Below are 26,636 nucleotides of genomic sequence, written 5' to 3' on the forward strand. Positions count from 1 at the left end.
TTGGGTTGACCTTTGGCGCGCTTCGCCCCATGTGTCTGAAACAGGACCTGACTGGTCTCCAATCACCTGATGGCAGGATAATGCTGAAACTTTCCCGTCTGGCGGACTATGCGGTTGTCATACTTGTCAATCTTGGCGAGCAGGATGGCGTGGTGACGTCCCCCGCGCTGGCTGCCGAGACAGGTGTGCCGGAACCTACCGTGGCAAAAATCCTCAAGGTTTTGTCCGCTCACAAATTTGTGCTGTCCCAGCGCGGGGCCAAGGGAGGGTATCGGCTGGCGCGTCCGCTGGCGGATATCTCCGTGGCCAGCGTTATTACGGCAGTGGATGGCAAGATTGCGCTCACAGCCTGTGTGGATGGGGGAGAGTGTGATACCGGCGTGTCCTGCGGCATGTGCGGCAGCTGGGATACCATCAACAAAGCCATCCGGGACACGCTGGAAGGTATTTCGCTGGAGATCATGCGCCAGAAGAGCGCATGCGGTGCAGTCATGACGAAGAAAAATGCGCTGATGAGCGCCAGCATGAGACGCGAAGGGGCTTGAACAATGCCAGCAGTCACCGAAACGCGTGAAGCAGTCGAAAAACTCGGTCAGTCTTCCTATAAATGGGGCTTCGAGACGGACATTGATATGGACGTCGCGCCCAAGGGGCTGAATGAAGATACCATTCGCCTGATTTCCGCCAGAAAAGAGGAGCCGGACTGGCTGCTTGAGTGGCGGTTGGCGGCGTATCGCACCTGGCTGAAAATGGCAGAGCCCAAATGGGCCAAGGTGTCTCACCCGCCGATTGATTATCAGGACCTGCATTATTACGCAGCGCCCAAAAAGAAGCCCGGCCCGAAGTCCCTTGAAGAAGTGGACCCGGAACTGCTGCGCACCTATGAAAAGCTCGGTATTCCGCTGCATGAGCAGGCGATGCTGGCCGGTGTGGAACTGCCGGAAGGCGAGACCTCCCGTCCGCCCATGGCTGTGGACGCTGTGTTTGACAGTGTTTCCGTTGTCACCACGTTCCGTAAGACGCTGGAAGAAGCGGGCGTGATTTTCTGCCCGATTTCCGAGGCTGTGCGGGACCATCCCGAACTGGTCCGCCAGTATCTGGGCAGCGTGGTGCCGGTTGGCGATAATTTCTACGCCGCTCTGAACTCCGCCGTGTTTACAGATGGTTCCTTTGTGTTCGTGCCCAAAGGGGTGCGTTGCCCGATGGAGCTTTCCACCTATTTCCGCATCAATGCCAAAAACACCGGGCAGTTTGAACGTACGCTGATTGTGGTGGAAGACGGAGCTTCCGTTTCCTATCTCGAAGGCTGCACGGCCCCCATGCGGGATGAAAACCAGTTGCATGCGGCTGTGGTGGAACTGGTGGCGATGGAAGACGCCTCCATCAAATATTCCACGGTGCAGAACTGGTATCCGGGCGACGAAAACGGCCGGGGCGGGATTTACAATTTTGTGACCAAGCGGGGCGCATGTCGTGGCGCGCGCTCCAAAATTTCCTGGACGCAGGTTGAAACAGGCTCCGCCATTACATGGAAATATCCGTCCTGCATCCTGCAGGGGGAAGGCTCCGTGGGTGAGTTCTATTCGGTCGCGGTGACCAATAACCACCAGCAGGCGGATACCGGCACCAAGATGATCCATATCGGGCGCAATACCCGTTCGACCATCATCGCCAAGACCATCAGTGCCGGGCAGTCAGACAGCACCTATCGTGGTCTCGTGCGGGTGCTGCCCAAGGCCTCCGGCGCTCGGAACTTTACACAGTGTGACAGCCTGCTGATTGGTGATCAGTGTGGCGCGCATACCGTGCCCTATATTGAAAACCGCAATATGGGCGCACGGATTGAACATGAGGCCACCACCTCCAAAATCTCGGAAGACCAGCTGTTTTACTGCCGCCAGCGCGGGTTGTCTGAAGAGGATGCGGTGGGGCTTATCGTCAACGGCTTCTGCCGTGACGTTCTGAAAGAGCTGCCCATGGAGTTTGCCGTGGAAGCTCAGAAATTGTTGCAGATCAGCCTCGAAGGCAGCGTAGGGTAAGGGAGTGCATGACATGACCCAGTTTTTGGATATTTCCGGTCTGTGCGCCCGGATTGATGCTGACGGGCAGGAAAAGGAAATTCTCAAGGGTGTGGATCTCAGCATCCCGCCGGGTGAGGTTCACGCCATTATGGGGCCGAACGGCTCAGGGAAATCCACCCTGTCCTACGTTCTGGCCGGGCGTGAGGATTATGAAGTTACCGCTGGCAGCGTAAATTTTCAGGGCAAGGATCTGCTGGAAATGGAGCCGGAAGAGCGTGCTGCGGCGGGCCTTTTTCTGGCGTTCCAGTCGCCTATCGAACTGCCGGGGGTGAATAATGCCAACTTCCTGCGCACCGCCGTTAATGCTGTGCGCCGCGCACGCGGGCAGGACGAGCTGGATGCCGTCACCTTTCTGAAAACAGCGCGCGCCGCCGCCAAGGAACTTTCTATGGCGCCGGATATGCTGAAGCGGAACGTGAATGTCGGCTTCTCCGGTGGTGAGAAAAAGCGGAACGAAGTGTTGCAGATGACGCTCCTTGAGCCGTCCTTCGCCATTCTGGATGAAACGGATAGCGGTCTGGATGTGGATGCCCTGCGTATTGTCGCGGAGGGCGTGAACCGCCTGCGGTCCCCGAGCTTCTCAGCGCTGGTCATTACCCATCATCAGCGTCTGCTGGACTATCTGGTGCCCGACCGCATTCATGTGATGGCAAAAGGCCGGATTATCCATTCTGGCGGCCCGGAACTGGCGCAGCAGATTGACCGTGAAGGCTATACCCGGTTCCTTGCGGAGGCAGAGGCGGCGTGAACGCAATCACACAAGATCGGTCAGACACGCTTGCTCCGTTCGGCACACGCCTGGATGGGGTAACAGACCCGGTGCGCAAGGCCGCGACAGGCGCTTTGCACAGAAGTGGGTTGCCTGACCGCCGCGTTGAGGAATGGCGCTATACCAGCCTCCGTTTTCTGGCGGAAACGCCGCTGGCTGCTCCGGCCGACGTTTATGACGTCGCCCAGATTCAGGCGCAGCTTGAAGAGCTTGGACTGACGGATGGCCCGCTGGCGGACCTGCCGCGTCTGGTCTTTGTCAATGGGCGCTATGCCGAGGCATTTTCGGTTCTTCCTGCCGAAGTGGACGTGTCTTTTTTTGCAAAGACGCAGACCTTCGGTCCACTCTCCTGCCCGGATCGTGATCCTCTGACAGCCCTGAACACAGCTCTGGCGGCCGATGGCGCGCAGGTGCGCGTGCCTGCTGGCAAGAAGGGGGGTGATGTTCTGCTGATCTCTCTTGGTCAGACGGATGCTTCTGTGTCCTTCCATCCGCGTCATTCCGTAACGCTGGAGGACGGCGCGGACCTGACACTGATCAGCATTCAGGCCGGGCGCGGACGTTACCTGCATAATCCGGTGCTGGAAGTCAGCGTCGGGGCTGAGGCCAACCTCCGGCACATCACGCTTCAGACGGAAGGCAAGGAAGCCGCCTGTCTGGCGACCACCTATGCGCAGGTTGCTGAGCGCGGCACCTATAACAGCTTTGTGCTGGGTCTGGGGGGTGTGCTCTCCCGGCAGGAAATTCATGCCCGTCTGGCCGAACCGTTTGCCACGGTGCATGTCAATGGCGCTCAGATGCTGGGCGGCCGGCAGATTGGGGATGTGACCAGCGTGATCACACACGCAGCCCCGGACTGCATCTCCCGCCAGACCGTGCGGAACGTGCTGGATGGCCATGCGCGCGGTGTGTTTCAGGGCAAGGTATACGTGGACCGGGTTGCCCAGAAGACAGATGGCTACCAGATGAATCAGGCGCTGTTGCTGTCTGAAAACGCGGAAATTGACGCCAAGCCCGAACTCGAAATTTACGCGGATGACGTCAAATGCAGCCACGGCGCGACGGTTGGCGCGCTGGATGATGACCAGCTTTTCTATCTGCGCAGCCGTGGCGTGCCGGAGGCCGAGGCCCGTCAGATCCTGATTCATGCCTTTCTGGATGAAGCGCTGGGTCTGATTGAGGATGACGTGGCCCGTACGGTCTGCACACAGATGCTGGCCCGGTCTTTCCCTGTTGCAGGAGAGAACGCATGACATCAGTTTTTGCACAGGAAAAAACGCGGCAGGATCTGGACGTCGCGGCTATCCGCAAGCAGTTTCCTATCCTGTCTCAAAAAGTGCATGATCGTCCGCTCGTGTTTCTGGACAGTGCTGCGTCCGCGCAGAAGCCGGATGCGGTGATTGACGCGATGGCGCACACCATGCGCAGCCAGTACGCCAATATCCACCGTGGCCTCTACTGGATGAGTGAGCGCACGACGGAAGCGTATGAAGCTGTGCGTGATCAGGTTGCCCGCTTCCTCAACGCGCCATCTCGTGAAGAAATCATCTTCACGCGCAACAGCACGGAGGCCATCAATCTGGTGGCCCATTCGTTCGGCGCGCTGCTCAAACCGGGGCAGGCCGTGGTGATCTCGGAAATGGAACACCATGCCAACCTGATCCCCTGGCAGATGCTGCGGGACCGCGCCGGGATTGAATTGCGGGTCGCACCGATTACGGACGCCGGGGATATTGACCTTGAGGCGTTGCAGGCCCTGCTGGCAGACGGTGCGGTGGCACTGGTTGCCATCACCCATATGTCCAATGTGCTGGGCACGGTGACACCGGCAAAAACTATTGCTGATATGGCGCATGCCGCAGGTGCGCAGGTTCTGTTTGATGGTAGCCAGTCCGTTGTGCATCGCAAGACGGATGTGCAGGCTCTGGGCGCAGATTTCTACACTTTTACCGGGCACAAGCTGTATGGCCCGACCGGCATCGGTGTGCTCTGGGCGCGTAAGGATCTGCTTGAGGCCATGCCGCCGTTTCTGGGGGGCGGGGATATGATCTCTACCGTCTCCTTTGAAAAATCCACATGGGCCAACGTGCCGCATAAGTTTGAGGCCGGCACCCCCGCGATTATCGAGACAATTGGTCTCGGGGCAGCGATCTCATGGGTCGAGGCGATCGGGTTTGAAGCCATTGCCGCGCATGAAGCCGCTCTGACAACCCATGCGCTGGCTCGTCTGGCGGATGTTCCGGGGCTGAAGGTTGTTGGTCAGCCTGAAGAGCGGGGCGGGGTGATTTCCTTCACAATGGAGGATGTGCATCCGCATGATATCGCGACGCTTCTGGACCGGAACGGCATTGCCGTGCGGGCCGGGCACCATTGTGCGGAACCGCTCATGCGCCGCCTTGGCCTGACTGCGACAGCCCGTGCCAGCTTTGGCATTTACACCCTGCCGGAAGAAATCGACACACTGGCTGAAACGCTGGTGCGTATCCGGAACTTCTTTGTGTGAACAGCATGGCGGACAGCGGTGCGTTGTATGACCGGCTGATTGTCGATCGTGCCCGCACGCCTTTATATGCCGGGCGGTTGGAACAGGCTGACGGTCAGGGTGAAGGGAAAAATCCGCTCTGTGGGGATACAACCCGGGTGGAACTCCGGATGGTGGATACCCATATCGGAGAGGTCAGGCATCAGACCCGCGGCTGTGCCATTTGTCAGGCCGCAGCCGACCTGATGGCCGAGCGTGTGGTGGGGCAAACCGTGTTGCAGGCACGGGACCTTAGCCAGCGGTTTTCCGCCATGCTGGTGGGCGAACCCGCCAGCGCGCCGGATACGAATACGGATAAAACTGCACTGGGGCCGCTGGAAGCCTTTGCCCCGTTGCGCGCACACCGGGCCAGAATCCGCTGTGCAGAATTGCCCTGGGTTGCTTTGAAGGAGGCGCTTTCTCATGTCGACGTCTGAAAAGGTGCATGCTCCTGAATTGCAGGAACAGGATACAGTGCCACAGCATCCCGCAACGGATATCCTGAATGCCGATGCACCACAGCACCGGGCGGACACGGCACGGGTTGAAAGCTGGACACCGGACTCTGCTGATGCAGGGTTTGCCAGTGCCAGTGCCAGTGCCAGTGCCAGTGCCAGTGCCAGTGCTCCGGCTGAGGATGCTGCCGCTGCTGTACCAGACGCAGGGGGCACCTCCACCGGCGCTGCGACAGATTCTGTCGGGGGCGTTGCAACAGGTCCGGCCTCTGAAGATGCTGTGATTGAAGCCATCGCAACCGTTCATGACCCGGAGATTCCGGTCAATATTTATGAACTTGGTCTGATCTACGCGATTGATCTGTATGACGATGGCCGGGTTAAAATTGAAATGACCCTCACCGCGCCGAACTGCCCGAGCGCACAGGAACTGCCGGTGCAGGTCAAAGAGGCTGTTGAGAAAGTCTCTGGCGTTGCCTCAGCGCAGGTCGAGGTCGTGTGGGACCCGCCATGGGATATGTCCCGCATGAGCGATGAAGCCCGCCTTGCCCTGAATATGTTTTAACCGGAAAGGACGGACCGATGTCTCAGACCAGTGTTGTGCCGCCCGCAAAAAATGCCCTGCCGCCGCTGATGCGTCTTTCAGACGCGGCGGCGGAGCGCCTTCAGCATCTTTATAAAACGGCGCATGCCGGGCAGGTGCTGCGCATCAGCGTGACCACAAAAGGCTGCTCCGGCAAAGCCTATGACATGCAGTTTGTTGAAGCCCCGACAGATGGGGATGAAGTGGTGTCAGACAAAGGTGTCACGCTACTGGTGGACCGCAAGGCCACTCTGTTCCTGATTGGAACGCAGATGGACTACCACCAGACCGAACTTGAGGAAGGCTTTGTGTTCCTCAACCCGAATGAGAAAGGCCGGTGCGGCTGCGGCGAGAGCTTTCATGTCTGAAGCCGCAAACGGCCTCCACTTCGGCTGACCATAGGAACTGGTCAATCACCGTCACGCTGCTCAGGCAATAGCCTGCGGCGTGCAGGGCAGCAGCATCTTTGGTCAGGGCGGCCGGGTTACAACTCACATAAATCAGGTGGCGCGGCTTCCCCATAGCGATCTGCTTCATTTGCAGCCTGGCGCCTGTGTGTGGCGGGTCGAGCACCACGCAGCCTGCCTGAGCAAGCTCTTTTGCCATAATGGGCTGGCGGTTCAGGTCGCGGCAGGAAACTTCCAGTCGCGTTCCGCCAGAGGCGTTTTTTAACGCCGTTGCGGCAGGCGGATAGCCTTCATAGGCCTGCACCCGTGCTCGGCTGGCCAGAGGAAAGCTGAGCGTGCCACAGCCCGCATACAGCTCAATAACCACATCGCGCTTGTTCAGCTTAGGTAAGGCATCCAGCACGGCTTGCTGAATCAGGGCCTCACTCTCTGCTGTTGCCTGAAAAAAGGCCCCGGTGGGCGGACTGACTGTGGAACCTGCCAGCGTATGGTGCACCGTGCGGGTCTGTGCCGCCGTTTCCGGCAAGCCCTGATCACCCTGCCGCTGCCAGCAGATACGCGGAATCGCGTGTTCTGCGGATAAGCTGGCGAGTCTGGTCCGGTCTGAGGTGGAAAGCGGGCCATCGGTGACCAGAAGGATATCAAGGCCCGATTCGAGCAGATTAATCCGTACGTCCCCGGCCCGGTATAAACCTTCCAGACTTCTGAACGTCTGCCGCAGCGCAGGCAGGCAGTCCATGATGGCCGGATGGAGAACCGGGCAGGTTGTCAGGTCAATAATGTCCGTGCTGCCACGGGCATGCAGGCCAAGCAGGATTTCCTTGCCGTTCCTGCGCATCGCCAGATCAGCCCGGCGGCGGCTGTGTGGCGGAACCTGAAAGGCCTGCGGTTCTGGCAGATCAGAAAAACCAGCTTTTTTGAGAGCTGTCATGACCCGGTCTGTCTTCCAGGCCAGTAAGGCTGCGCGGTCCATTTGCTGAAGCGTGCAGCCACCGCACGTGCCAAACAGAGAACACGGAGGCTCTGTTCTATCCGGTGACGGGGTGAGGATTTCTCTGGCGGACCATTTGCCGGAGTCTGTCGGGGCGACCCGTACAACTTCACCGGGCAGGGTGTAGGGGACATGCAGTGTCTGGCCATCAGCCAGAACGGCGGCCCCGTCACCCTGTGCACCTAGATAGGTAATGGTGACGTCGCGGAGGTCTGAAGCGTGCTGCTCCGTAGAATGAGCTGTCACGTTGAGTGCTTTGCGGCCTCTTCTTCAGACACAGACACATCTGCTGTCGGGACGGGCAGGTCGGCCAGATTGGTTGTGCGGCGCGGCAACTGCATAAAGGCAGGGGCCGCGTTGCCAAACCCAACCACATCCCCGGCGGGCATGGGGGGTACTTCATCGCGGCGCGGCAGGCGGCCAGTGGAGCGTCGGCCATCCTGCGCGGGTTGCGGTGCGGCTGCGGGCGGAGCAGATTTGGGCGATACAGCCTTCTGCTGCTGCGGAGCAGGCGTGCTGGCTGATTTTTCGGGGCGCGTCCGGCCCTGATTTTTAGGCGCAGGCTTGTCTTTGCGGCGACCGTGAGACGGGCGTTTTTCATCCGACCAGTCCAGCGTTTCAACACCATCAGGACTGATGCGCGGGATGGGTTTGCCCGTCAGTGTCTCAATGGCTTCGGCCAGATTTTTGTCATAGGGCGTAGCCAGACTGTAGGCGTGGCCTTCCTTCCCGGCGCGGCCCGTGCGGCCGATCCGGTGAACATAATCTTCTGCATGGAAAGGCAGATCAAAATTGAAGACGTGAGACAGGCCGCCAATATCAATACCGCGTGCCGCCACATCGGAGCAGACCAGAATTTTCAGCTCGCCATTCTTGAATTTTTCAAGGGTCGCAAACCGGACAGACTGCGGCAGGTCACCATGCAGGGCGCCCACGGAAAAGCCGTGCTTCTGCAGGGACTGCATCAGCACATCCACATCGCGCTTACGGTTACAGAACACGATGGCGTTCTGCAGTGTCGGGTCACGCAGCAATTTCCGCAGCGTGTCGCGCTTGCTGTGTTCATCCACAATCACCAGACCGGTGGTGATGGTGGTCGCCACGGAAGAGGCACGACTGACCGTAATTTCCTTGGGAGATTGCAGGAAAGCATCCGCCAGTTGCCGGATGGCGGGCGCCATGGTGGCAGAGAAGAACAGGGTCTGGCGGTTGGCAGGCAGCAGGCCGACAATTTTTTCAATGTCGGGGATAAAGCCCATGTCCAGCATGCGGTCAGCTTCATCAATTACCAGAATTCTCGTCTGGGTAAGAAGCAGACCACCGCGCTCAAACAGGTCCAGCAGGCGGCCCGGTGTGGCAATCAGAACGTCTACGCCACGGTTCAGCACTTCTTTCTGGTCCGCCATGCTCTCGCCGCCAATCAGCAGCGCATGGGTCAGTTTGAGGTGCTTACCGTAATTGACAAAGTTTTCGGCAACCTGAAGAGCCAGTTCCCGTGTGGGTTCCAGAATCAGGGAGCGCGGCATGCGCGCTCTGGCGCGTGAGCCAGAGAGAATTTCCAGCATGGGGAGCGTGAAGGACGCTGTTTTCCCCGTGCCTGTCTGAGCAACACCCAGCACGTCTTTTGCCATCAGAATGGCAGGAATAGCCTGTTCCTGAATGGGGGTGGGATGCGTGTACCCCATTTCCGTCACAGCGCGGAGAAGGGGTTCGGAGAGCTCCAGATCAGCAAACGTCTTTTTAGGCTCAGAGTCCTTTTCAGTCTCAACGCCTGCTTCGGGACTCGCGCTCTCGGCTGCCGTGGTTTCCGCCGGTGCCTGAACATCTGCTGTTGCCGATGCTGTGGGGCCTGCCGTTTCCGGCTCCGGGGCTACAGCAGGAGCAGTTGTTTCTGTCTGCGCCGAAACGGCCTCAGACTGCTCAGTTTCGGTCGGCTCTGGCGCTGTTTTTGCAACAGCTTTCGGCGCGGCCTTTTTGGCTGGTGCTGCGCGACGGCGCGTGCGTTTGGGCTTGGGTGTTTCTTCAGCCACGACGTCCGCTTCGGCGGGCTGATCTGCCGGAGGTTCGGTCGGTTCAGGTGCAGCAGCGGCCGGAGCCGGTTCAGCGGCTTTCCGGCGGCGGCGCACAGGCTTTTTGGGCGCCTCTGCCTGTTCGGCAGGAGCAGCGTCAAGCGCGTCCGCACCCGTTTCCGTTGCGGCTGCATCTACAGCCGTGGCAGCTGTTTTTGTACGGCTGCGCGTGGTGGTCTTGCGGGGGCGGGTGGGCGTTTTGGCTATCAATATGCTCTCGGAGATACTTCAGTCGTTATAGCATGGACCGACAGGCCCTGAATTTTCCATGCTCCGGACGCCGGAGGAGGAAGAGAAGCTGAAGCCGGTCAGGCGCTTGCTGCGATTAAAGGCATTTGCCTCCGGAAGCAAGCTTTCCCCGCCCTTTGTAGTCTATTTTACAGGAATGGATGGCCAAGCGAGGCAGCCAGAATGGCAATCAGGCCAAGCGCCATGATGACGAGAGTCTGGTTACGGATCGAGTCGAACAGGGCTGGCTGCGGACGCAGGGCGCGCCGTGCTTTCTGGAAGGGCCCTGTGAGCACCCGTACATACAGAACAGCCATGACAATACCGAGGAGCTGCATGAGGTTGGTGGTCCACGGTGCCTGCGCAAAACCGCCTTCATGGAGGATCATCAGCCAGCCGGTGATCAGGGCCGTGGGGATGACATGCATCAGAACCCGGAAAAAACGGCTCAGAGATTGCAGTTGCACGGAGTTACGCTGCGTGGGGTCCAGCAGGGAGAGGCTCTGGCGCATGATGATGGCCGCATAAGCGGTGCCACCAACCCAGAACATGATGCTGATGATATGGAAAGCGAGGATGACGCTCCAGAGAATGGAATGAGGCATGCAGACTCCGCTTGGAAAAAATCGAATTCAAAAAAGGCGTACGAACGGCAGCCTGTCTCTGCGTCGCACAATGCTGGATGCCTGATTGCCAAGGGGATGCGCCGGGTGCAAGTCAGTATTCGTCTGGTAGTCACCCGGCTCCCCGTATCAGGAGGATATTCATGCCCGCTTCTCCGCATGCAGGCCTTGCTCTTTATACACCAGAACAGATGACGCAGGTGGATCACCTTGCCTCCGCGATCGTCCCGGTCGCGACATTGATGGAGAATGCCGGGCGTGCAGTCGCGCGTGCGGTGAGGCGCTTCATGCGGCCTTGCCGTGTTCTTGTCCTGTGCGGGCCGGGGAATAACGGGGGGGATGGATTTGTCGCGGCCCGTTTTCTCGCGGAAGCGGGCTGGCCGGTTGCTGTGGCCGAATTGGCCGCACCGCGTGCGGGGTCTCCTGCGGCGGAGGCCTCTGCCCGGTTTGAGGGAGTTCGCGTGCCGTTTGCTCTGGCGGAAGTAGAGCGCGCGGATCTGGTGATTGATGCGGTGTTTGGCGCAGGCTTAAGCCGCGACGTGACCGGGTTGGCGGCTGATCTGCTCAAAGCGGCCCGTAAAGTGGTGGCTATTGATACACCGTCCGGAATTGACGGTGCGACAGGGCAGATGCGGGGATATGCGCCGCACGCCGAGATGACCATCACATTTTGTCGCTTCAAGCCCGGGCACCTTCTTTATCCGGGGCGGGGTTTTATGGGGCGGCTTGTTCTGGCGGATATCGGCATGCCCGAGCAGGCGCTGGCGCAGGTTCCGTGCGGACTCTGGCAGAACGCGCCGGGATTATGGAACCTGCCGGAGCCGGGGCCGGAGAGCCACAAATACACACGGGGTGTGGTGAGTCTCTGTGCCGGACAGTCCATGCCGGGGGCTGCCCGGCTCTGTGCGGGCGGGGCACGGGCCGCGGGGGCGGGGCTGGTCCGCATTGCCGCGGGGCAGGATGCCCCCGCCTACCGGCTGGGCGCGCCGGGACTGGTGATTGATGACGGGCCTCTGGAAAGCCTGCTTTCCGATAAACGCCGCGCCGTATGGGTCTGTGGTCCGGGCCTGACAGAAGGTGAGGTAGCGGAGACTCTTCCGGCTCTTCTGAGTGCGCAGAAATGTGTGCTGGCGGATGCAGGCGCACTTTCGGCTGCGGCAGGGCGGCCTGAAAGTCTGAAAGGGGTTGCGGTTATCACGCCGCATAGTGGTGAATTCACAAAGCTGTTTGGCGCGCCGGGGGCAAATCCGCCAGACTCCGTGCGCAAAGCGGCTGTCCGGATTAACGCTGTTGTGGTGCTCAAGGGCGCGTCAACGCTGATTGCCGCGCCAGACGGACGGCTGGCGATCAATGACCACGCGAGTCCCGCACTGGGCACGGCCGGGTCGGGTGATACGCTCTCCGGCGTCATTGCGGCTCTTCTGGCTACGGGCATGCCTGCGTGGGAGGCCGCCTGTGCCGGGGTCTGGCTGCATGGTGAGGCCGGAATTCAGGCCGGAAGCTGGCTAATCGCGGAGGATCTGGACCGTTATCTTGGCCCTGCGCGGGAAAAAGCGACCCGATTGCAGCAGGAATATGGAGAGATGTGCAGACGGTCTCTTGCCGGAAGCAGCACTCTGGGCTAAGTCCTCGCAACTTGCGACGGGGTTTTACCGTGCGGGCGTGGTGGAATTGGTAGACACGCCAGATTTAGGTTCTGGTGGCGCAAGTCGTGGGGGTTCAAGTCCCTCCGCCCGTACCATTTTTCATGGTGTTCCCGTCCAGTTCCGCAGCAGCCTTTCGGCACATTGCAGCGGGGAATTTGAGTTTGTACCGAAAGGAAGGCCTGGCCGATGCAGGTTACTGAGACCCTCTCCGAAGGGCTGAAGCGTGGTTTCACCATTACCGTTCCGGCAGCAGAGCTTGCACAGAAGCGCGATGCTCGCCTGAAAGAGGTTGCTGCCAATCTGACACTCCCCGGTTTCCGTCCGGGTAAGGTGCCTGTTTCTCTGGCGCGCCAGCGTCATGGTGAAGCCGTGCGCGCAGAAGTGCTGGAACAGGCTGTGTCCGAAGCACTGCGTTCCGTTCTGGAAGAGCGTGGTCTGCGTCCGGCTGGTCAGCCGCAGGTAGAGCTGGTCTCCGGTCAGGAAGACGACGGTAAGGATCTGGAATTCAAGATCGAAACCGAAATTCTGCCCGAAATCACAGTGCCGGATCTGTCCGACCTCTCCCTGACGCGCCTGAAGGCAGTCGCCAGCGATGAAGCCGTCGATAAGATCGTGGCCGATGTCGCCAAGCGCCAGCGCACCTTTGAAACGGTCGAAGAAGAACGTCCGGCTGTGCAGGGTGACGTTGTTTCCGTTGATTTCGTTGGTAAGCGCGATGGTGTGCCGTTTGACGGTGGCACGGCGCAGGACGTCAATGTCGAAATCGGTGGCGAAGGCTTCATCCCCGGCTTTGCCGAGCAGATTGAAGGCATGAAGGCCGGTGAAGAAAAAATCATCACCGTCACGTTCCCGGAAAACTACGGCGCGGAAGAACTGGCTGGCAAGGAAGCAACCTTTGACATCACCGTCAAAGCGCTGAAAAAGCCGGTTGATGCCCCGATTGATGATGAACTGGCAAAGCAGCTTGGCTTTGAAACGCTGGATCAGCTGCGTGACCTCGTCCGCAAGCAGATTGAAGGCGAATATGAGCAGCTGACCCGTCTGCGCATCAAGCGTGACCTGCTGGACGCTCTGGCTACGAAAACCGATTTCCAGGCTCCTCAGGGCATGGTCGATGCGGAATTCGAACAGATCTGGCAGCGCGTTGAGGCCGACCGTAAAGCTGGTCAGCTTGACGATGAAGACAAGGATAAAGACGAAGACACCCTGCGTGCCGACTATCGCAAGATTGCCGAACGTCGCGTGAAGCTTGGTCTTCTTCTGGCTGAAATCGGGCGTAAGAACGCGATCACGGTAACGCAGGATGAGCTGGGCCGCGCCATGCGCGCCGAAGCCATGCGCTATCAGGGTCAGGAAAAGGAAGTCTTCGCCTTCTTCCAGAATAACCCGCAGGCCATTGAATCCCTTCGCGGTCCGATCTTCGAGAACAAGGTTGTCGATTATCTGATTGAACTCGCGAAAGTGGAGGACAAGGAAGTTACTCCGGAAGAGTTATCGGATATTCCTCCGGCTGATATCTGAGAAAATCGTGTCCCGCCGGTGTGAACCGGCGGGACACTCTTTTTCAGGGCAGATTTTCTTTTCCGGGGTGGCATCTTGCCACTTTATCTCTATCTTGATGGAGAGTGCCTGAAGTGGTTTGCGTCTTCGGACGGAAGCCGGTGAGGGATGGTGCAGGTTTTTTACGGGAATGACTGACATGAGGGATCGTGATCCCGTTGAGGTTTTCAGCAACGCTTTGGTGCCGATGGTGGTCGAGCAGACCTCCCGGGGCGAGCGGGCATTTGATATCTATTCCCGCCTGCTTCAGGAACGGATCATTTTTCTGACAGGCCCGGTCTATGATCAGGTTGCGTCTGTGATCTCTGCCCAGCTTCTTTATCTGGAAAGCGTAAACCCGACGAAAGAAATCTCTTTCTACATCAACAGCCCGGGGGGCGTTGTGTCCGCAGGTCTCGCGATTTACGACACGATGCAGTATATCCGCAGCCCGGTCAGCACTGTCTGCATCGGTCAGGCGGCCTCCATGGGGTCTCTGCTGCTGGCGGGTGGTGAAGCCGGGCGTCGTTTTGCTCTGCCCAATGCCCGCGTGATGGTGCATCAGCCGTCCGGTGGTGCGCAGGGGCAGGCCAGTGATATCGAAATTCAGGCTAAAGAAATCCTGATTATCAGGCAGCGGCTGAATGAGATCTACCGTGAGCATACCGGACAGACGCTTGAAGATATCGAGCAGAAGCTGGAGCGCGACACATATATGTCCGCCGAGGAAGCAAAGTCTTTCGGGATTGTTGACAAAGTGATCAGCCACCACAAGGCCACAGAAACTGGAAAGAAGGATAAAAGCCATCCTTAATCTGGTGTACACTAAAGCCCCTGTTCATCAGGGGTGGTCTGCCCGCAGTAAGGCAGATAGAGTTGGTAACCCGGTTCCTGGTTTTCTGAGGTCCGGGACGTTCAGGGGAGTGGGCTGATGAACGCAAAGTCCGGTGATTCCAAAAACACGCTCTATTGCTCTTTCTGCGGTAAATCGCAGCACGAGGTGCGCAAGCTCATTGCCGGCCCGACCGTGTTTATCTGCGATGAGTGTGTTGAGCTTTGCATGGATATTATCCGTGAGGAGCACAAAACGACACTGGTGAAGTCGCGCGAGGGTGTGCCGACTCCCCGTGAAATCTGTAAAGTTCTGGATGATTATGTCATCGGGCAGTTTGAGGCCAAAAAGGTCCTCTCTGTTGCGGTGCATAACCATTACAAGCGGCTCACGCAGGCAACCACCAAAGGCAATGACGTTGAACTGGCAAAGTCCAACATTCTGCTGGTAGGCCCCACGGGTTCCGGTAAAACGCTGCTCGCACAGACGCTGGCGCGTATTCTGGATGTGCCGTTCACAATGGCGGATGCCACCACCCTGACCGAAGCTGGTTATGTGGGTGAGGATGTGGAAAACATCATCCTCAAGCTGTTGCAGGCGTCTGACTATAATGTTGAGCGGGCGCAGCGCGGCATTGTTTATATCGATGAAATCGACAAGATTTCCCGCAAGTCTGACAACCCGTCCATCACCCGTGATGTGAGCGGGGAGGGCGTTCAGCAGGCTCTGCTGAAGCTGATGGAAGGTACTGTGGCCTCGGTGCCGCCGCAGGGTGGGCGCAAGCATCCGCAGCAGGAATTCCTGCAGGTGGATACCACAAATATGCTGTTCATCTGTGGCGGGGCTTTTGCGGGGCTGGATAAAATCATCACCGCCCGTGGCAAAGGGACTGGCATCGGCTTTGGTGCGGATGTGCGGTCTCCGGATGAGCGGAAAACCGGTGAAATCCTCCATGATGTTGAACCGGAAGATCTGATGAAATTCGGGCTGATCCCGGAATTTATCGGCCGTCTGCCGGTCCTCGCAACATTGGGGGATCTGGATGAGGCTGCTCTGATCCGTATTCTGACTGAGCCGAAAAACGCTCTGGTCAAGCAGTATCAGCGCCTGTTCCAGATGGAAGATGTGCAGCTTTCTTTTACGGATGATGCCCTGAAAGCCATTGCGGACCGCGCCATCACCCGTAAGACGGGGGCCCGTGGTCTGCGGTCCATTATGGAAAGCATCCTGATGTCCACCATGTTTGACCTCCCCGGTCTTGATAACGTGGAGGAAGTGGTGGTGAACCGTGACGTAGCCGAGGAAAAGACGAGCCCGGTTTACGTGTACGGCAAAGGGAAAAAAGTTCCGGCGGAACAGTCAGCCTAAGAACTGCAAAATAACTGCCAGCGGGGATAAGTCCCTGCTGGCCGGGTTTTCTGGTTAACCCATTGCAGAATGGGGCGTTCGTAACGACATGGTAGAGAGTGGGAGCCTGTTGGCAGGTTCTCGCGGGTCTGGGTACGCCACGGTACGGGTGCCCGGCCTGGATCGTCCTTGAAGGAGGTCATGGTTATGGCTGATAATGAAAAACCAGCAGTAAAACGTAAGCGTAAATCCCCGGCAAAAACACCAGCGGCGGTTGCTCCGGCCGAAAATGCGGTTGTTGCTGTGGAAAGCGCACCTGCTGATAAAAACGTGGCACAGCAGGGCAGCGGCCGTATTGCCGTGTTACCGCTCCGCGATATTGTTGTTTTCCCCCACATGATTGTTCCTCTGTTTGTCGGGCGTGAAAAGTCCGTCAAAGCGCTGGAATCCGTGACGCGGGAAGACCGGCAAATTCTCCTGATCGCGCAGAAAGATGCTGCGCAGGATGATCCGGGCGTGGACGATGTGTACCGGTTTGGCACCGTCTCCACCATTTTGCAGTTGCTCAAACTGCCGGACGGGACCGTCAAAGTGCTGGTGGAAGGCGTGCGCCGTGCGCGCGTTAAAGCCCTGCATGATATTGACGGGCATTTTGAGGCAGAAATTGAGGATGTCGTCGAGGAACCTGCTGTTGGCGCGGAAGCCGAGGCACTGGGTCGGTCGATCGTGTCTCAGTTTGAGCAGTATATTAAGCTCAACAAAAAGATCGCCTCGGAAGTTCTGGTGTCTCTTAACCAGATCAGTGATCTGTCGAAGCTGGTGGATACTGTTGCCAGCCATCTCAATCTCAAAATTTCCGAAAAACAGGAAATTCTGGAAGCGCCGTCCGTCGCGGAGCAGCTTGAAAAGGTTTTCGCGCATATTGAAGCGGAAATCGGCGTATTGCAGGTTGAGAAGAAAATTCGCAACCGCGTAAAGCGCCAGATGGAGAAAACCCAGCGGGAATATTATCTGAATGAGCAGCTGAAGGCCATTCAGAAGGAACTGGGCGAGGGCGAAGACGGCAAGGACGAAACTGCCGAAATTGAAGAGCGGATTGCCAAAACCAAGCTTTCAAAAGAAGCGCGGGAAAAGGCCGTCGCGGAGCTCAAGAAGCTGCGTGGCATGAGTGCCATGTCGGCTGAATCGACGGTGGTGCGGAATTATCTGGACTGGCTGCTTGGTATCCCGTGGAAAAAGCGCACCAAGGTCAAGAATGATCTGGCTGCGGCGGAAGCAGTGCTGGATTCTGACCACTATGCTCTGGAGAAAGTCAAAGAGCGTATTCTTGAGTATCTGGCCGTCCAGAGCCGTTCCCAGAAGCTGAAAGGGCCGATTCTGTGCCTCGTAGGGCCGCCGGGAGTGGGGAAAACCTCTCTGGCACGATCCATCGCTAAAGCGACAGGCCGCCATTATGTCCGCATGTCTCTGGGTGGCGTGCGGGATGAAGCTGAAATCCGGGGGCATCGCCGCACCTATATCGGCTCCATGCCGGGCAAGGTCATTCAGGGCATGAAAAAGGCGAAGGTGTCCAACCCGCTGTTCCTGCTGGATGAAATTGACAAGCTTGGTGCCGACTGGCGTGGTGACCCGTCTTCCGCCCTGCTGGAAGTACTTGACCCTGAACAGAACAGCACGTTTGCAGACCATTATCTGGAAGTGGATTATGATCTGTCAGACGTCATGTTCGTCACCACGGCAAACAGCCTCAACATGCCCCAGCCACTGCTGGACCGTATGGAGGTCATTCGTCTGTCCGGATACACGGAAGATGAAAAGGTTGAGATTGCCCGCCGTCACCTGATCTCCAAGCAGGCTGAGGCGCATAGCCTCAAGCCGGAAGAATGGTCGATCAGTGATGAAGCCCTGCGGGATCTGATCCGCTATTACACGCGTGAAGCCGGGGTGCGTAACCTTGAGCGTGAAATTGCGAATCTTGCCCGTAAGGTGGTGAAAGAGCTTGTGACGGGTAAGGCGAAGAAAGTCGCCATTACCGTGCGCAATCTTGAAAAGCTGGCTGGCGTTAAACGCTTCCGCTACGGGGAGACTGAAGCGGAAGATATGGTCGGCATTGTTACCGGTCTGGCCTGGACAGAGGTCGGGGGGGAAATCCTCACGATTGAGAGCGTTATGGTGCCCGGCAAGGGCGCTGTGGTGCAGACAGGTAAACTTGGTGATGTGATGAAGGAAAGTGTCTCTGCGGCATTCTCCTACGTCCGCAGCAAGTCGACGACTTTCGGGATCGTGCCGACTCTGTTTGATAAGCATAGTTTCCATGTGCATGTGCCTGAAGGTGCGACTCCTAAAGACGGTCCTTCAGCCGGTATTGCCATGGCAACGGCGCTGGTCAGTGTCATGACGGGCATTCCTGTCCGGCGTGATGTCGCCATGACGGGTGAGATCACGCTGCGGGGGCGTGTTCTGCCGATTGGTGGTTTGAAAGAGAAACTGCTGGCAGCCCTGCGCGCCGGGATCAAGACTGTTTTCCTGCCCAAGGAAAATGAGAAAGACCTCGCGGAAATCCCTGATTCCGTAAAGAACAATCTGGAAATCATTCCTGTATCCCATGTGGATGAGGTGATTGGCCGCGCACTGGTGCGCAAACCGCAGGCCATTCACTGGGAGGATGTCTCAGAAGCTGTTCCGACCCCGGAAGGAGCTGGCGCGGCCCCGGTGCTGCCGCACTGAGGGAAATTTTTACTATGTGGCCGAAGTTTACCGTTGCTCAGTTGACGTGGCGGAAAACGGCTGCATAGTGCGAGCGGGAAGCGGAGAGGCGGACGTAAAGCCGCCCGCCGCTCCAGTCACGATAAACTAGAGAGAGGCGTAATATGGAGAAGCCGCTTAACAAGCAGGAACTCGTAGCGGCAGTAGCCGACGAGGCAGCTCTGCCCAAGGCGAAGGCTGGAGAAGTGGTTGACGCCGTATTCGGTGCAATCGAAAAGGCGCTTTCCAAGAAGCAGGAAGTTCGTCTGGTTGGTTTTGGCACGTTTGTCACGGCCTCACGTAAGGCTGCCAAAGGGCGCAACCCCCGTACGGGTGAGGAAATTGATATTCCTGCCTCTACGTCTGTGCGCTTCAAGCCCGGCAAGGCTCTGAAGGATGCCGTAAGCTAAAAGTCCCCCGGACTGATAGTTTTTTGGTTTCGGCCGGTAAAACTTCCACAGGAAGGGTTGCCGGCCGCTTCTGTTTGTGACACATACGCATCCAGCGGGCGATTAGCTCAGAGGTAGAGCGTCTCGTTTACACCGAGAGGGCCGGCGGTTCGACCCCGTCATCGCCCACCATGATTTCTTTCAATGTTGTCATGGTTCCCGCGCAGAGCACCCAGATGTGAGATGCTCTCGTTTTTATGAATTCCCCTTAAAAATCTTTAGTTTTCTGCCATGTTTCTCCTGTTTTGGCGCTATTTGGCCGAGTAATCACGGGAAAGTGCCCGTTATTACTGGTGCTGGGGCATGGTTGTTCTAAGGGCTTGGGTCTACTCTCCCTGACATGACGTTTGATCTTCATGATCTTCCTCATGCAAGGAATACAGATGCAGTCTGTTCTTGGTGATTACGCACCCGTTTTGGTATTCGGCGCAATTTCAGTCGTGATTGCGGCCGCAATGCTTGGCATGGCCCTGTTATGTGGCCATCAGAAACCGTATCCGGAAAAAGTAACGGCTTATGAATGTGGGTTCGAGGCCTTTGATGACACGCGCCGTCGTTTTGACGTGCGGTTTTATCTTGTCGCGATCCTCTTCATTATTTTCGATCTTGAGGTCGCGTTTCTTTTCCCATGGGCTGTCAGCCTGTCCCGCATAGGGCTGTTCGGTTTTCTGTCTATGCTCGGGTTTCTGAGCGTTCTGGGAATTGGCTTTCTGTATGAGTGGCGCAAAGGCGCGCTGGACTGGGATTGAGGGAGCCGCCGATGTCTATAAATCCGCAAGACGAAACCATTCTGTGGAATCGCGATGCTCTGCCCCCCGGTCCGGAACAGGACGCCGTGGTGAGGGGTATTACCGGCGCCATTGCCGAGAAGGGCTTTGTGGTCGCCAATCTCGACAAGCTGGTCAACTGGGGCCGTACGGGCAGCCTATGGCCGATGTCCTTCGGGCTGGCCTGCTGCGCGGTGGAGATGATCCACGCTTACATGCCGCGCTATGATCTGGACCGTATGGGTATCATCCCGCGCGGGTCACCGCGTCAGTCGGATGTGATGATTGTTGCGGGCACGCTGACCAATAAAATGGCCCCTGTGTTGCGTCGGCTTTACGAGCAGATGGCGGAACCGCGCTGGGTGATCTCGATGGGCTCCTGCGCTAACGGGGGAGGGTATTACCATTACTCTTATTCCGTGGTGCGCGGGTGTGACCGGATTGTGCCTGTGGACGTGTACGTGCCCGGTTGCCCGCCGACGGCGGAGGCGCTGATCTACGGCATTATGCTGCTCCAGAAGAAAATTCGCCGGACAGGGACCATTCTCCGTGGCTGAGGTCAGTCTGCCCGCACCGCAGCAGACCCGCCTTCAGGGGCGGCTCGGGGCTCTGGCGTTCTCTTTCGCAACCTCATGGCCGGGCATTTCTTCCGCCGGGCTGGAGGGTGGTGAACTGGTGGTGCGCACCACACGGGATCAGCTTCTGCCGCTCATGACCTTCCTGCGGGATGCGCCGCACTGCCAGTTTGAGCAGATGATGGATCTGTGCGGAGTGGATTACCCAAGCCGGGCTGAGCGTTTTGATGTGGTTTATAACCTCCTCTCCGTCACCCATAACCAGCGCATCCGCGTGATCATCACGACGGATGCAGCTACGCCTGTCGCGTCTGTCGCTGGCCTGTGGCCTTCGGCATGCTGGTGGGAGCGGGAGTGTTATGACCTGTTCGGCGTGCAGTTCTCGGGCAATCCCGACATGCGCCGTATTCTGACGGATGACGGATTTGAAGACTTCCCGCTCCGTAAGGACTTCCCGCTGACCGGTTATGAGGAAGTCCGTTACGATGTGGAACGGCGGGAAGTGGTGAAGGAACCGGTCTCTCTCGTGCAGGATTTCCGGAATTTTGATTTCGTTTCCCCGTGGGAAGGTATGCTGACCTTGCCGGGGGACGAAAAGGCCCACGAGGTCCGGCAACATATCAAGAGGTCACGCGGATGACAGACGCGGACAGAAATACTCTACTGCAGGATGCAGAAAACATTTTGCGGACGGACATTCCGGAAAGCCTGCTGCCCACGCAACAGGTGGAAGAACGGGAACGCAAGACGCTGGAAATTGATTCCCATGCGTTGAATTTCGGGCCTCAGCATCCGTCCGCCCATGGTGTGCTGCGCCTTGTGCTGGAAATGGAAGGCGAGCTTGTGGCACGCACTGTGCCGCATATCGGGCTTTTGCATCGTGGCACGGAAAAACTGATAGAATATAAAACCTATCAGAAAGCGCTGCCGTATTTTGATCGGCTCGATTATGTCTCCCCGATGTGTGAGGAGCAGGCTTTTGCTCTGGCAACAGAAAAATTGCTGGGGATAGAGGCTCCGGAGCGGGCCCGCTGGCTGCGGGTTATGTTTGCGGAAATTACGCGTGTTCTTAACCATATTTTGAATATCACAGCGCTCGGTCTGGATTGCGGTGCTGTGACCCCGGCTTTGTGGGGATATGAAGAGCGCGAAAAGCTGCTGGAGTTTTACGAGGCCGCGTCCGGGGCACGGTTCCACGCCAATTATGTCCGCCCTGGTGGTGTGGCGCGGGATATTCCCGCAGGTCTGGAAGATAAAATTGGTGCATGGGCCAAAGAGTTTCCTGCGTGGATTGATGAGCTGGAAACGCTGCTGACAGAAAACCGGATCTGGAAGCAGCGCACCGTCGGGATTGGTGTTTTTACGGCGGAGCAGGCTCTGGCCTGGGGGTTTAGTGGTCCATGCCTGCGGGCGTCCGGTGTGCCGTGGGATCTGCGCCGCACGCAGCCTTATGACAATTACCATAAGGTGAACTTCAACGTCCCGGTTGCCCGGCATGGAGACTGCTATGACCGCTATCTCGTCCGGATTGCGGAAATGCGGGAGAGTGTCAGCATTATTGAGCAGTGCCTTAGTCAGATCCGGCCCGGTGCAGTGAAAGTGCAGGACCCCAAATTCAGCCCGCCACCGCGTGCGGAAATGAAGCGCTCCATGGAGGCGCTCATTCATCACTTTAAACTGTTCAGTGAAGGTTATCACGTGCCGCCGGGGGCGACTTATACCGCTGTAGAAAGCCCGAAAGGCGAGTTTGGCGTGTATCTGGTGGCTGATGGCAGTAACAGGCCGTATCGCTGCAAAATCCGCCCCACCGGCTTTGCGCATTTGCAGGCGCTTGATGAAATGACCCGCCGTTCCATGCTGGCCGATATGGTCGCAGTTCTCGGGTCTCTCGATCTTGTCTTCGGGGAGATTGACCGATGACCACACAGCAGACACCGCAGGAACAGCCCGATACGTTTGTGTTTGACAGCGCATCCGAGGCTGAGATCGGGACGGTCCTCGCCAAATATCCGGCAGAGCGGAAAGCCAGTGCAGTGATGCCGCTGCTCTATATTGCTCAGCGGCAGATGGGGCGTGAGACAGGGAGCGCATGGGTGCCTGTGGCCGCAATGGACGACATTGCGCGTCGGCTGGAAATGGCGGCGATCCGCGTTTATGAGGTCGCGTCCTTTTACACCATGTTCAACACAAAGCCGGTAGGGCGCTACCATTTGCAGGTGTGCACCACAACGCCATGCTGGCTGCGCGGGTCTGATGATGTTGTGGCAGCCTGTAAACGGGCGACCGGTATTGGCGGCGTTGGGGAGACCAGTGCGGACGGGCAGTTTACCCTCACTCAGGTTGAATGTCTTGGAGCCTGCTCCAACGCGCCAATCCTGCAGGTGGATGATGATTTTTATGAAGACATGGACGGCCCGCGCACAGTTGCGCTGATTGAAGCCTTGCGGAGGGGCGAACGTCCGCCTGCCGGGCCGACAATCAACCGGTGCGGTTCCGCGCCGGAAGGCGGACGGAAGACACTGATGGACTCAGTCCATTCCATTGCTGAAAACAAGTAGGAGAAACGGGCATGTTGCAGGACAAGGACCGGATCTTCACAAATCTCTACGGTCAGAATGACTGGCGGCTGGAGGGCGCACGCAGCCGGGGTGACTGGCAGAACACAGCCGAAATTCTGGCAAAAGGGCGTGATGCCATTATTGCGGAAATGAAGGCTTCCGGCCTGCGCGGGCGCGGCGGGGCAGGCTTCCCCACCGGGTTGAAATGGTCCTTTATGCCCAAACAGTCTGACGGGCGGCCGCATTATCTGGTGATCAATGGGGACGAATCAGAACCCGGAACCTGTAAAGATCGTGAAGTTTTAAGGCATGAACCGCACAAGCTGATTGAAAGCGCTCTGATTGCCTCCTTCGCGATGGGCGCGCATGCCGCGTATATTTATGTCCGCGGTGAGTTTTTTAATGAAGCCGCTCACTTACAGAGTGCGGTGGATGAAGCCTACGCGGCCGGACTGATTGGTAAAAATGCTTCCGGGTCCGGGTGGGATTTTGATTTCTTCATTCATCGTGGCGCCGGGGCTTATATCTGCGGGGAAGAGACCGCCCTTCTGGAAAGTCTGGAAGGGAAAAAGGGCCAGCCCCGTATGAAGCCCCCGTTCCCCGCCGGAGCGGGTCTGTATGGCTGCCCGACGACCGTGAATAACGTGGAAAGCATTGCGGTGACGTCCACCATTCTGCGCCGCGGGGCGGCGTGGTTTGCCGGATTGGGGCGGCCGAATAATGCGGGCAGCAAGCTGATGGCTATTTCCGGCCATGTAAACACGCCCTGTGTTTTTGAAGAAGAACTCGGCGTGCCGCTGAAAGAGATTATTGAAAAACATGGTGGCGGTGTGCGGGGCGGCTGGGATAATCTTCTGGCGGTTATTCCAGGCGGATGCTCGGTGCCCGTTTTGCCAAAATCTGTGTGCGAAACTGTCCTTATGGATTATGACAGTCTGCGTGCTGAACGCTCCGGTCTGGGTACTGGCTGCATGATCGTGATGGATAAATCGACGGATATTATCGAGGCGATTGCGCGTTTCTCACGCTTTTTCAAACATGAAAGCTGCGGGCAATGCACGCCCTGCCGGGAAGGAACCGGCTGGATGATGCGCATGATGGACCGCATGGTGCAGGGCCGGGCTGAACTGGATGAAATCGACCTGCTGGAACAGGTCACCCGGCAGGTGGAGGGGCATACCATCTGCGCGTTGGGGGATGCTGCGGCATGGCCTATTCAAGGGCTGATCCGCCATTTCCGGCCGGAAATGGAAGAACGCATCCGCCACTATAAAGCAACGCATGGCGGCACGGGGCTGGTTCAGGTTCCTGCATCTGGCGTTCCAGTGGCTGCGGAGTAAGGGCGATGGTAAGGGTGATTGTTGATGGCACGCCTGTAGATGTGCCGCCCGGTTTTAGCGCGTTGCAGGCCTGTGAGGCCGCAGGCAAGGAAATCCCGCGTTTTTGCTACCATGAGCGGCTTTCTGTAGCAGGCAACTGCCGGATGTGCCTTGTGCAGGTGGTCCGTGCGCCAAAGCCGGTTGCGTCCTGCGGTTTTCCGGTTTCCGAAGGGATGGAAATTCTGACGGATACGGAAGTGGTGCGTCGTGCCCGCCGGGCGGTGATGGAATTTCTGCTGATCAATCACCCTCTCGACTGCCCGATCTGTGATCAGGGTGGCGAGTGTGATTTGCAGGATCAGGCTTATGGCTATGGCTCTGGCGTGTCCCGGTATCAGGAAGCCAAGCGGGCGGTAACGGATAAAGATCTTGGCCCGCTGGTTAAAACCGTCATGACACGCTGCATTCAGTGCACGCGCTGTGTGCGGTTCACGACGGAAGTTGCGGGTACGCCAGAACTGGGGATGGTCTCACGCGGGGAAAATGCCGAGATCACGACCTATGTGGAAAAGGCGCTGACTTCGGAACTTTCCGGCAATCTGATTGATATTTGCCCGGTAGGCGCGCTGACGGCCAAACCTTCCGCGTTCCATGCCCGGTCCTGGGAATACAAAAAAACTGACAGCATCGATGTGATGGATGCGGTCGGCACCAATATCCAGATTCAGGCGCGTGGCGGTGAAGTCATGCGGATTGTGCCGCGCGTGAACGATGAAGTGAATGAAGAATGGCTGTCTGATAAAGGCCGTTTTTCAGTCGATGGCCTCAAGCGCAGGCGGCTTGACCGCCCGTGGGTGCGGGTACACGGCAAGCTGGTGGAAGCCTCCTGGCAGGATGCGTTTGTTGCGCTGGCGCGGCGGCTGGATGGTGTGGCCGGGTATCAGATCGGGGCCATCGCGGGTGATCTGTGTGACGCGGAAAGCCTGTGCGCCCTGAAAGATCTGATGGTCTCTCTGGGTTCCCCCAATCTCGACTGCCGTCAGGATAATGCGTGGTATGATCTGAGCACGCGGGAAGGCTATCTGTTTAACAGCGGCATTCTCGGGATTGAGGAGGCCGACGCGCTTCTACTGGTCGGTACGCATCCACGGCATGAGGCTCCCGTGCTGAATGCCCGCATTCGCAAACGCTTTCTGGATGCCGGGCGTGGTGGTTTACCTATCGCCATGATTGGTGCCCCGCTGACGGACCCGACTTATCCGGCCGAACTGCTGGGTGAGGGGCCAGAAGCGCTGGACAAGCTGCTTGATGGCAGTCACCCTTTTGCGGACATACTGAAAACTGCAAAACGGCCCATGATTATCCTTGGTCATGGTGCTCTGACGCGGCCTGATGCTGCGGCTCTCTACGCATCCTGCCAAAAGCTGGCTGAACAGAGCGGCGTGATTGCTGAGGGCTGGAACGGGCTGAACTGTCTGCACACGGCGGCGTCACGCGTTGGGGCTCTTGATCTTGGCTTTTTGCCCGGCACACGGGGGCGAACAGCCAGCGGAATGCTGCGTGGCGGGGTGGATGTGCTCTGGCTGCTTGGGGCAGACGAGTTTCCGGTCGATAAAATCGGCGCCGAGACGTTCGTCGTTTATCAGGGGCATCACGGAGACGCCGCCGCCGCACGGGCTGATATTATCCTGCCCGGCGCGGCCTATACGGAAAAGCCGGGTACGTATGTGAATACAGAGGGGCGTGTCCAGCGGAGCTTCCGCGCGGTGTTCCCACCGGGCGAGGCGCGGGAAGACTGGCGAATTCTGCGGGCGTTTTCAGAAGTGATTGGCAAAACCCTGCCATATGACACGCTGGAGGCCGTGCGGGAGCGTATGGCGGAGATCAATCCGGTGTTCCGTAAGATTGGCGCGGCACATCAGCCGAACCCGCAGATAACGGGCCAGAGCACTCCTGCTTTCCAGACGGAAGAGGCTCCCGGCACGCAGCAGGAAGGACAGGACGCGCATCCTTTCAGGCCTGTAGTGCAGGATTATTACCAGACCAACGCCATCAGCCGGGCCAGCCCGACAATGGCGGAGTGTTCCCGCACTTACGGGCCTGCGCGTGCAGTAGCGGCGGAGTAAAGGCAG

General features: G+C 58.1%; 24 protein-coding genes and 2 tRNA genes. 23 read left to right on the forward strand and 3 right to left on the reverse strand.

The annotated features are described in order from the left end of the window. Positions 1-80: 80 nt before the first annotated feature. The 8 genes from JK199_RS09020 to JK199_RS09055 are packed head-to-tail and all read left to right on the forward strand — an operon-like array spanning position 81 to position 6,777. A complete protein-coding gene (locus tag JK199_RS09020) occupies positions 81-545 on the forward strand; it encodes an SUF system Fe-S cluster assembly regulator (RefSeq protein ID WP_025827606.1) in 465 nt (154 codons plus the stop codon). Between the two features lie 3 nt (positions 546-548). After that, entirely contained in the window at positions 549-2,039 is a 1,491-nt protein-coding gene (gene sufB, locus JK199_RS09025; RefSeq protein WP_086656116.1) for a Fe-S cluster assembly protein SufB, read from the forward strand. 13 nt (positions 2,040-2,052) lie between these two features. After that, entirely contained in the window at positions 2,053-2,829 is a 777-nt protein-coding gene (gene sufC / locus JK199_RS09030; RefSeq protein WP_025827603.1) for a Fe-S cluster assembly ATPase SufC, read from the forward strand. Beyond that, positions 2,826-4,103, forward strand: coding sequence for a Fe-S cluster assembly protein SufD (gene sufD, locus JK199_RS09035; RefSeq protein WP_212375354.1), 1,278 nt, complete (start codon positions 2,826-2,828; stop codon positions 4,101-4,103). Before sufC ends, sufD begins: the two co-directional genes overlap by 4 nt. Further along, entirely contained in the window at positions 4,100-5,353 is a 1,254-nt protein-coding gene (locus JK199_RS09040) for an aminotransferase class V-fold PLP-dependent enzyme (protein ID WP_212375356.1), read from the forward strand. Before sufD ends, JK199_RS09040 begins: the two co-directional genes overlap by 4 nt. Before the next feature lie 5 nt (positions 5,354-5,358). Continuing rightward, positions 5,359-5,808, forward strand: a complete 450-nt coding sequence (gene sufU, locus JK199_RS09045) for a Fe-S cluster assembly sulfur transfer protein SufU (protein WP_212375419.1) — start codon at positions 5,359-5,361, stop codon at positions 5,806-5,808. Beyond that, a complete protein-coding gene (locus JK199_RS09050) occupies positions 5,795-6,391 on the forward strand; it encodes an SUF system Fe-S cluster assembly protein (RefSeq protein WP_212375359.1) in 597 nt (198 codons plus the stop codon). The genes sufU and JK199_RS09050 overlap by 14 nt, the downstream gene beginning before the upstream one ends. A 17-nt stretch (positions 6,392-6,408) precedes the next feature. Beyond that, on the forward strand, positions 6,409-6,777 hold the full coding sequence (locus tag JK199_RS09055; RefSeq protein WP_025827593.1) for a HesB/IscA family protein: 369 nt from the start codon (positions 6,409-6,411) through the stop codon (positions 6,775-6,777). Here JK199_RS09055 and JK199_RS09060 read toward each other — a convergent pair. From JK199_RS09060 to JK199_RS09070, 3 genes are all read right to left on the reverse strand, one after another. After that, positions 6,725-8,053, reverse strand: a complete 1,329-nt coding sequence (locus tag JK199_RS09060) for a class I SAM-dependent RNA methyltransferase (protein ID WP_342356305.1) — start codon at positions 8,051-8,053, stop codon at positions 6,725-6,727. The genes JK199_RS09055 and JK199_RS09060 overlap by 53 nt on opposite strands. Continuing rightward, positions 8,050-10,086 carry a DEAD/DEAH box helicase gene (locus tag JK199_RS09065; RefSeq protein ID WP_212375361.1) on the reverse strand — a complete coding sequence of 679 codons (2,037 nt, stop codon included), beginning with the start codon at positions 10,084-10,086 and terminating at the stop codon, positions 8,050-8,052. The genes JK199_RS09060 and JK199_RS09065 overlap by 4 nt, the downstream gene beginning before the upstream one ends. A 167-nt stretch (positions 10,087-10,253) precedes the next feature. Continuing rightward, complete coding sequence (locus JK199_RS09070; RefSeq protein WP_212375363.1) at positions 10,254-10,709, reverse strand: hypothetical protein; 456 nt, start codon at positions 10,707-10,709, stop codon at positions 10,254-10,256. A 161-nt stretch (positions 10,710-10,870) separates the two neighbouring features. On the opposite strand from JK199_RS09070, the gene JK199_RS09075 reads away from it, so the two are divergent. The 15 genes from JK199_RS09075 to nuoG all read left to right on the forward strand — a co-directional run bounded on the left by JK199_RS09075 (position 10,871) and on the right by nuoG (position 26,630). Then, positions 10,871-12,352, forward strand: coding sequence for an NAD(P)H-hydrate dehydratase (locus JK199_RS09075; protein WP_212375365.1), 1,482 nt, complete (start codon positions 10,871-10,873; stop codon positions 12,350-12,352). A gap of 31 nt (positions 12,353-12,383) precedes the next feature. Beyond that, positions 12,384-12,468, forward strand: a tRNA-Leu gene (locus tag JK199_RS09080). A gap of 91 nt (positions 12,469-12,559) precedes the next feature. Next, positions 12,560-13,894, forward strand: a complete 1,335-nt coding sequence (tig, locus tag JK199_RS09085) for a trigger factor (RefSeq protein WP_077931452.1) — start codon at positions 12,560-12,562, stop codon at positions 13,892-13,894. 169 nt (positions 13,895-14,063) lie between these two features. Next, a complete protein-coding gene (locus JK199_RS09090) occupies positions 14,064-14,726 on the forward strand; it encodes an ATP-dependent Clp protease proteolytic subunit (RefSeq protein WP_025827015.1) in 663 nt (220 codons plus the stop codon). 117 nt (positions 14,727-14,843) lie between these two features. After that, the gene (gene clpX / locus JK199_RS09095) at positions 14,844-16,112 is read left to right on the forward strand and encodes an ATP-dependent Clp protease ATP-binding subunit ClpX (protein WP_025827013.1); all 1,269 of its coding nucleotides are present in this window, start codon (positions 14,844-14,846) and stop codon (positions 16,110-16,112) included. Positions 16,113-16,298: 186 nt separating this feature from the next. Next, the gene (lon, locus tag JK199_RS09100) at positions 16,299-18,818 is read left to right on the forward strand and encodes an endopeptidase La (protein ID WP_212375367.1); all 2,520 of its coding nucleotides are present in this window, start codon (positions 16,299-16,301) and stop codon (positions 18,816-18,818) included. A gap of 143 nt (positions 18,819-18,961) precedes the next feature. Further along, complete coding sequence (locus tag JK199_RS09105; protein WP_025827010.1) at positions 18,962-19,246, forward strand: HU family DNA-binding protein; 285 nt, start codon at positions 18,962-18,964, stop codon at positions 19,244-19,246. Between the two features lie 96 nt (positions 19,247-19,342). Then, positions 19,343-19,417 (forward strand) — tRNA-Val (locus tag JK199_RS09110). Between the two features lie 251 nt (positions 19,418-19,668). Next, positions 19,669-20,034, forward strand: coding sequence for an NADH-quinone oxidoreductase subunit A (locus JK199_RS09115; RefSeq protein ID WP_025827009.1), 366 nt, complete (start codon positions 19,669-19,671; stop codon positions 20,032-20,034). A gap of 11 nt (positions 20,035-20,045) precedes the next feature. Next, complete coding sequence (locus JK199_RS09120) at positions 20,046-20,609, forward strand: NuoB/complex I 20 kDa subunit family protein (protein WP_025827008.1); 564 nt, start codon at positions 20,046-20,048, stop codon at positions 20,607-20,609. Then, positions 20,602-21,267: an NADH-quinone oxidoreductase subunit C gene (locus JK199_RS09125; RefSeq protein ID WP_212375369.1), complete on the forward strand. Its 666-nt coding sequence runs from the start codon at positions 20,602-20,604 to the stop codon at positions 21,265-21,267. The genes JK199_RS09120 and JK199_RS09125 overlap by 8 nt, the downstream gene beginning before the upstream one ends. Further along, a complete protein-coding gene (locus tag JK199_RS09130; protein WP_212375371.1) occupies positions 21,264-22,547 on the forward strand; it encodes an NADH-quinone oxidoreductase subunit D in 1,284 nt (427 codons plus the stop codon). Before JK199_RS09125 ends, JK199_RS09130 begins: the two co-directional genes overlap by 4 nt. Beyond that, on the forward strand, positions 22,544-23,185 hold the full coding sequence (locus JK199_RS09135; protein ID WP_212375373.1) for a complex I 24 kDa subunit family protein: 642 nt from the start codon (positions 22,544-22,546) through the stop codon (positions 23,183-23,185). The genes JK199_RS09130 and JK199_RS09135 overlap by 4 nt, the downstream gene beginning before the upstream one ends. Before the next feature lie 11 nt (positions 23,186-23,196). Then, complete coding sequence (gene nuoF, locus JK199_RS09140) at positions 23,197-24,525, forward strand: NADH-quinone oxidoreductase subunit NuoF (protein WP_077931457.1); 1,329 nt, start codon at positions 23,197-23,199, stop codon at positions 24,523-24,525. Positions 24,526-24,530: 5 nt separating this feature from the next. Further along, the gene (gene nuoG, locus JK199_RS09145; protein ID WP_212375375.1) at positions 24,531-26,630 is read left to right on the forward strand and encodes an NADH-quinone oxidoreductase subunit NuoG; all 2,100 of its coding nucleotides are present in this window, start codon (positions 24,531-24,533) and stop codon (positions 26,628-26,630) included. Positions 26,631-26,636: the final 6 nt, after the last annotated feature.

The organism is Acetobacter persici (assembly GCF_018256955.1).
Taxonomy (GTDB): Bacteria; Pseudomonadota; Alphaproteobacteria; order Acetobacterales; family Acetobacteraceae; genus Acetobacter; species Acetobacter persici.

Bases quoted from the DNA above. Each gene is read 5' to 3' on its own strand.
- JK199_RS09020 (WP_025827606.1), top strand. From the start codon at position 81: ATGCTGAAACTTTCCCGTCTGGCGGACTATGCGGTTGTCATACTTGTC.
- sufB (WP_086656116.1), top strand. From the start codon at position 549: ATGCCAGCAGTCACCGAAACGCGTGAAGCAGTCGAAAAACTCGGTCAG.
- sufC (WP_025827603.1), top strand. From the start codon at position 2,053: ATGACCCAGTTTTTGGATATTTCCGGTCTGTGCGCCCGGATTGATGCT.
- JK199_RS09040 (WP_212375356.1), top strand. From the start codon at position 4,100: ATGACATCAGTTTTTGCACAGGAAAAAACGCGGCAGGATCTGGACGTC.
- sufU (WP_212375419.1), top strand. From the start codon at position 5,359: ATGGCGGACAGCGGTGCGTTGTATGACCGGCTGATTGTCGATCGTGCC.
- JK199_RS09050 (WP_212375359.1), top strand. From the start codon at position 5,795: ATGTCGACGTCTGAAAAGGTGCATGCTCCTGAATTGCAGGAACAGGAT.
- JK199_RS09055 (WP_025827593.1), top strand. From the start codon at position 6,409: ATGTCTCAGACCAGTGTTGTGCCGCCCGCAAAAAATGCCCTGCCGCCG.
- JK199_RS09070 (WP_212375363.1), bottom strand. From the start codon at position 10,709: ATGCCTCATTCCATTCTCTGGAGCGTCATCCTCGCTTTCCATATCATC.
- JK199_RS09075 (WP_212375365.1), top strand. From the start codon at position 10,871: ATGCCCGCTTCTCCGCATGCAGGCCTTGCTCTTTATACACCAGAACAG.
- tig (WP_077931452.1), top strand. From the start codon at position 12,560: ATGCAGGTTACTGAGACCCTCTCCGAAGGGCTGAAGCGTGGTTTCACC.
- JK199_RS09090 (WP_025827015.1), top strand. From the start codon at position 14,064: ATGACTGACATGAGGGATCGTGATCCCGTTGAGGTTTTCAGCAACGCT.
- clpX (WP_025827013.1), top strand. From the start codon at position 14,844: ATGAACGCAAAGTCCGGTGATTCCAAAAACACGCTCTATTGCTCTTTC.
- lon (WP_212375367.1), top strand. From the start codon at position 16,299: ATGGCTGATAATGAAAAACCAGCAGTAAAACGTAAGCGTAAATCCCCG.
- JK199_RS09105 (WP_025827010.1), top strand. From the start codon at position 18,962: ATGGAGAAGCCGCTTAACAAGCAGGAACTCGTAGCGGCAGTAGCCGAC.
- JK199_RS09115 (WP_025827009.1), top strand. From the start codon at position 19,669: ATGCAGTCTGTTCTTGGTGATTACGCACCCGTTTTGGTATTCGGCGCA.
- JK199_RS09120 (WP_025827008.1), top strand. From the start codon at position 20,046: ATGTCTATAAATCCGCAAGACGAAACCATTCTGTGGAATCGCGATGCT.
- JK199_RS09130 (WP_212375371.1), top strand. From the start codon at position 21,264: ATGACAGACGCGGACAGAAATACTCTACTGCAGGATGCAGAAAACATT.
- JK199_RS09135 (WP_212375373.1), top strand. From the start codon at position 22,544: ATGACCACACAGCAGACACCGCAGGAACAGCCCGATACGTTTGTGTTT.
- nuoF (WP_077931457.1), top strand. From the start codon at position 23,197: ATGTTGCAGGACAAGGACCGGATCTTCACAAATCTCTACGGTCAGAAT.
- nuoG (WP_212375375.1), top strand. From the start codon at position 24,531: ATGGTAAGGGTGATTGTTGATGGCACGCCTGTAGATGTGCCGCCCGGT.